Below are 6,455 nucleotides of genomic sequence, written 5' to 3' on the forward strand. Positions count from 1 at the left end.
CTGCTCAAGAAATTCCATTTCCTGAGGAAAACCCTCCTTATAATCAACTGAGTCCTTGGGGACACTCTGATGTTGGTACTAATTGGGACACTTCTGATTACCTGCCATTTATTTATCAAGGGTTATGGTTTAGAATTATTCCACCTAACGGTGTCGAATATAATAGTGCGACAAATTCATGGACATTTCCAGAAGGAGAAGAATTTCCTTTAATGATTTTTAATACAGGTGCAGGTGAAAGAGGAGCAGACAACAATGAACAGCTTAAGCATGGAGGTAAACAGCATAGAGATGCTGTGGTATCTGACAGATTCCGTGGGTTTGTTGTTTTTTGGCAAACTGAAACTGGATTTGTTAGTTCTGCAAGCATTGAATCTTTGGTTAATAAATTGATAAATGAACTTCCAGTTAATAGAGACAGAGTATATACAAATGGGTTCTCACGAGGAGGCCTTATTACATGGCAATTAATCAGAGATTTGCCACATGTTTTTGCTGCTGGATTCCCAATGTCTGCCGCTAGTAATGGAGTATTTAACTTAGGGTCTATTCATGTTCCAGTAAGATTAATTCAAGGTGGGAAGGATGGGAATCCAACACCTGAAGAGGCTGCATCTCTGGTTGCCCAATATGAAACGAATGGTGGAGATATAGAGTATTACTTGTATGATAATTTAGGTCATGGCACTTGGAACACAGCTTATGCCTTTTCTGATTTCTTTGAATGGTTTTTAGATCATACTAAGAATAGAATACATGTCTTTTATGGTTTTACTGAAATTTGCCCCGAAGATCCAGTTAATATAAAGCTAGGTTTAACGGCAGGTTTTACCGCGTATGAGTGGCGTAAAGATGGAGTCTTAATTAATGGAGCAACTTCAAATGAATTTACAGTGACAGAGCTCGGTAGTTATACAGCTAGGTTTAGTCGAGGAGGTAATTGGACAGATTGGAGTGAACCTGTTGTTATATCTACAAAATTAGCAACAGTTACGCCACCCATCTCGGTTGCAGAAAATATGAGTTATGTTTTGCCGGCACTTGATGGGAGCGCAAATACTACTTTGGAACTTCCTGAAGGGTATGCTGAATATGAGTGGAGAAAGAATGGAGCAGTTGTTTCTAATTCAAGGGTATTTGCTGATGCTACACCTGGTGATTATATCGCGCAGGTCAAAGAATTCGGAGGTTGTTCAAGTAGCTTTGGTGACCCTTTTACTGTAGTAAGCGCAGATGGCAACCCCAAACCTGATGCTCCTTCTAATTTAAGAGCTTCTAATGTTGACAAAACTCAACTTAAACTCAATTGGGATCAAAACCCAATTCCATTTTTAAATGAGCTCGGCTTTGAGATTTATAGAAGTTTGTCTGAAGAGGGACCTTTTGAGTATGTACACCGCACTGAGGCGGATGTAGCCACTTATACTGATTTGGGGCTTACTACAAATACTAATTATTTCTATAAGATTAGATCCGTTGGCGCCACTGGTGCTTCAGCCCAAAGTAATCTTTTGAGTGTTACAACGAATATTGACACAAATAAACCAACGAGCCCATCGAATCTGAACATAACTGCTACAACTGGAAATTCGATTTCAATTTCTTGGAATGAGGCAACGGATGATGTTGCTGTAGTGGCTTATGATATATATCTAAATTCAAGGAAAACGTTTGTTTCAACTTCGACAACATTTGAGATTCCAGGCCTTACGAAATATGAAGTTTATGACATTTATGTACGAGCCAGAGATGCTGTAGGTAATACTTCTGCTGAAAGTAATCATGTTACTGGAGTTCCTGTTGTTTCTGGTGTTAATTATGAATATTATGAAATTGACGGATTAAGTTTATTGCCCGATTTTAGTGCACACGCACCATTGAAGCAAGGTACATCAAATAATTTTGATATCAGTACGAGAGAAGTTAATGACAATTTTGCTTATAAGTTTTCAGGCTTTATTCAAATACCCACGGATGGGAGATATACATTCTATACTTCATCTGATGATGGAAGTAAATTATATATAGGAGGATTTAATGAAAGTAATCTTATTGTTAATAATGATGGATTGCATGGAAGTCGTGAAAGAAGCGGGACCATCAATTTGACAGAAGGCACACATCCTATTTTTGTAACTTTTTTTGAAAGAGGTGGAGGTGAAAGACTTGAAGTAAGATGGTCTGGCCCTGGAGTTTCTAAGGGCTTTATTCCTGATGCTGTATTAAGAGAAGATTTTGAGATACCCGGAACTGCTCCGGTGAATCCATCAAGCGTCAGTGCTATTGCTATTGATTACAAAAGTGTTAATGTAACATGGGTCGACAATGCTGCTGATGAAACTGGATACCAGATTTTTAGAGCAACGGATGAAGACCCTGAGTATAGAGCGATTGCAACGCTCCCATCTGGCTCTACAAGCTATCTTGACGAAAGCCTACAATCAGGAACTACTTATCACTATCAAATTGTAGCACTAGGACAGTATGGTCAATCAGAGTTCTTTGCATCGAATTCTAAAGAATTAGGTGATATTAATTATGGTATTGCAGCAATAGACAATGCCAGTGGTGATGGATATATAATGTATAGTGAAGAAAATGTTTTTACAAGATTTGCGACAGCTTTACCTAACAGTAGTAATAGCTCTAATTTGATAGCTGTTCGTCTTAATGGATCGACATGGCAATATGATAATAATAATTCTTACTATGACTTTACACCTTTAGATTCAGATGTGTTATTGGCAGAAGTTGATTTTACAAATGATGCTATTACTGATCTCAAAGGACAGTCAGGGGCAGTTAATGGTATTGCTTACGGATATCTTGATGGAGATTTGGAATTTTATGCTGATAGATGGGGAGGAAGTAATAATAATGGAGAATTTACGATAACCGGTACATATTTTGACTTAGATATACCAACATCGGCATCAGCCACCACATCAGGCTTGCCACAAGCTCCAATTTCACCAAGTAATTTTAGTTTATCCGGAGCAACAACCAGTACCATAGATCTTTCTTGGGATGATGTGTTTGGTGAGCTGAATTATGAACTATACAGAAGCCTAAACGGAACTGAAGGCAGTTTTGAGTTAATTCAGGAAGTACCAGAGAATGAGACTTCATTCAGCGATAGTGGCTTATTCCCTCACTTGACATACTTCTACCAGCTCGTGGCAGTTAATGACGGAGGAGCATCTGTTCCTATTGAAATTGAAGTAATGACTGCAAATACTAACCCAACGGCAAGCACGATTGAAGATATTTCAATAAGGTTTGATGGAGAAAGTAGTATTTTTATTAATGCATCAGATGCAGACGGTGACGAAGTGTTTATTACAAGTGCTAACTTGCCATCATTCGCTGAATTAGTAGATTATGGTGATGCAACAGCAGAAATAATTGTCCAACCTTCGATTGCTGATGAGGGTACGTATGATAATCTTGTTGTAGCAATTGCTGATAATTTTGGAGGTTTGTTTGAACTGTCATTTGATATGATTGTCAATTCAAACTATACTCCTGAAATTGAAGGTGTTGAAGATGTAATTATGAATGAGAGTGATGAGGCAACCGTTGTTCTAACAGCATCTGATCTTGATGGTGATGCCATTACTTGGAATATTACTAATGCGCCTGTTATGTTAGCATCGACTGTGGATGGTAATGAGATAACTTTGAACTTCGCACCTGGGTTGCTTGATGCTGGTAACTATGCGGTTAATGTTACAGCAAATGATGGAAATTTAGGCATTGCAACCGCTGTTATTAATGTAACAGTTAATGAGTTTGATCCAAATTATGAAGTATTTGTAAACTTTGGAGCATCAGGTGGAGAAGCTAATGCCCCATGGAATAATATGCTTGGGGATGGTTCAATAGGGAGTTCCATTAATGATTTACTTGATTCAAATGGAACGTTAACTCCAATATCAATTAGTTTAGAATCAGATTTTAGTGGAAGCTCAGTTTCAGGTGGAGTTAATTCCGGAATTTACCCTGACGCAGTAATGCTATCATACTTCTGGACAAATTCAGTACCTGAGCAGGTTAGGATATCTGGTTTAAATCCTGACTATATATACAACCTAGAGATGCTAGGTAGTAGAAATAGTAATGGCGATAGAACAACTGTATTCACAGTAGGTAGTGAAAGTGCTTCAGTAAATGCTACTCAGAATACATCAAATACAGCAAGACTTGAAGGGTTAGTTCCTGATGTAAATGGAGACATTTTAATGACGGTGACATTAGGCTCTGGGGCAAGCTATGGTTATTTAAATTCAATGATTATAGAATCACGTTTTGATGATGGTTCAGTTCCTGCCAATCCTGGAGATTTAGTGGCAAGCCTAACGTCAACTAATAAGGTTGTATTGGAATGGACAGACATTGCATTTAATGAGCAAGGATATAAAATTTATAGAAGTACTTTAGGAGAAGAAGAAGAAGTAGTAGGAACGGTGGGTGTAGATGCAACTAGTTATGAAGACATATCTGTGGTTGGTCATACTGCTTACAGTTATCGTGTGTCAGCGTTCAGTGGCAATGGAGAGAGTAGTACATCTATTATCCAGATAAGCACCAATAATAATGCCCCAGAACTGGAGCTTGAACTTGAACAGACAGCATTGATAGATGTTCAGACTGATATAGATGTTGTAGCTACGGATCTTGATGGTGACAGGTTAGAGGTGTCATTTGTGAATTTACCTGCTTTTGGTAGTTACACTTCTATGGGCAATGGAATAGGGTCATTAAGTTTTACCCCATCAGTTACAGACATAGGTTCTTATGCGGTTCAGGTGCTGATAAAGGATTATGATAACTCAGACAATCTTTTAAGTACAACACCTATAGACTTACAATTAACCGTTACAGATAGAATAGAAGATGTAATCCTTATCAATTTTAGTGTTGAGGGTGAGGCGGGTAGTCCATGGAATAATACTAACACTTTTCCATCTGCAGGAAAGAGTTTTGTTAATTTATTGACAACAGAGGGTTCAACAACAACGGTTGATGCAGCTTTATTAGATGGTTGGTCGGGAGGTAATAGCCAAGGGTTTACTACGGGAGATGATTCAGGAATGTATCCAGATATAGCTATGAGCACATACTATGCTGACAATTCGAACACAACGAAACGAATTTCATTCACTGATCTTGACCCATCAAAACTTTATGATTTTGTATTTTTTGCCAGTAGAGCAGGAATAACCGAAGACAGGTTTACTGAATATACCATTGGTAGTAAAAGAGTGACATTAAATTCCCGGAATAACTCAAATGGGGTTGTACGCATTAATGCTGTAAGTCCAGATGTAAATGGAGAGATAGTAGTTGGTGTTGCGCGAGCAGCAGGTTCATCATGGGCATATATTAATGCCATGGAATTGCATTATTATGAACCGTCATCACTACCAGGGGAGCCGTTGAATTTATCAGCGAAAGCAACATCAAAAAGTTCAATTACTTTGGAATGGTCAGATAACTCTAACAATGAGACGGGCTTTGAAGTTTATCGTTCTCAAGATGAAACAGGACCGTTTAGTTTAGTAACAACAGTAGGGGTTGATGTGGAAAGCTATGAAGATGGAGGATTGGCAACAGCGCAGGCTTATTATTATAAATTGCGATCTGTCAACTCAGAAGGAGAGTCTCCTTATACTTCAGTGGTTGGATCATCTACACTGCGTAATTCGATTTACATAAATATTGGTGGAGTAGGGGCAGTGGCTGGTTCGCCATGGAATAATACTAACAATGAGCCTTTTGTTGGTAATACATACTCGAATTTACTGACAGATGATGGCTCACCTTCAGGTGTTGATATGGACATTGTATCGAACTCGATGGGAACTTCTTTTGCCAATAGTGGTAACGGAGGAGCAACAACTGGTAATGATTCAGGGGTGTTTCCAGATGTTGTTATTCAGTCATACTTTTGGATTGAACAACTAGAGGTGGCAACATTTAAATTCTCAAACCTTAATCTAACGCGTCAATATGATTTTGAATTCTTTGGAAGCCGAACTATTGATAAGCGGGGTACTGACTTTACAATTAATGGAGAGACTGTAACACTTGATGCTTACAACAATACCAGCAATACCGTTCGGATAGATGGTGTTCTGGCAGATGAGAATGGAGAGATTTTCTTGGATATGAATTCAATGGAAGGTGCTACACTGGCTCATGTTGGTGCAATAGTTATTTATGTTTCAGATGTACTAGGAGAGGATGCTAATGCAAGGCAATCAGCAGATGTATCAGATCAACTTAATCTTGAGTCGAATGAAGCATTAGTTCCTGAGTTTAAAGTTTATCCCAATCCATTTGATAGTCAGATTAGGATTAGAACTAATGATAAAATAGGACAAGTGTATTTGGTAGATAATGTAGGAAGAGTAATAAAGTCTCCGAACTTAATTTCTTCTGATTTCAATGAG

1 protein-coding gene is annotated in these 6,455 nt (G+C 38.3%); it reads left to right on the top strand.

The genetic code is table 11. From position 1 onward, the window contains the following. Nucleotides 1–6,455: fibronectin type III domain-containing protein (locus E1140_RS02550; RefSeq protein ID WP_246202694.1), on the top strand; the 6,455-nt coding region annotated here is incomplete at both ends.

It is taken from the genome of Fulvivirga lutimaris (assembly GCF_009711525.1).
Lineage (GTDB): Bacteria > Bacteroidota > Bacteroidia > Cytophagales > Cyclobacteriaceae > Fulvivirga > Fulvivirga lutimaris.